The 223-nt window shown below is 53.4% G+C and carries 1 protein-coding gene; it reads right to left on the reverse strand.

Annotated features, from left to right (window positions below; translation table 11 throughout):
• On the reverse strand, positions 1 to 161 hold a 161-nt coding region (locus AF337_RS40815), incomplete at its 3' end, for a DUF805 domain-containing protein (protein ID WP_152971180.1).
• Positions 162 to 223 lie beyond the last annotated feature (62 nt).

Here is a 223-nt window from a genome sequence, read left to right on the forward strand (position 1 = left end):
CCACTGAAAGCGAAGGCAAGCACAAAGGCCGGAATTATAAGTGCGAGCAGCGCCAGCCCATAGAACAGCATGAACCACCAATATTCCGAGCGGGAAGCCCTGCCGGAAAAGGTTGCGTATTTCTGCTTCAGAACAGTCCGAACAGCTTCAGTAAACCCCATTGAAATGCCCCCATTTCTGCTTGCTCCAAGCGCGGTGATCCACGGTCTCACCATCGTCTTGC

This window comes from Rhizobium ecuadorense, assembly GCF_001187535.1.
Taxonomy (GTDB): domain Bacteria; phylum Pseudomonadota; class Alphaproteobacteria; order Rhizobiales; family Rhizobiaceae; genus Rhizobium; species Rhizobium ecuadorense.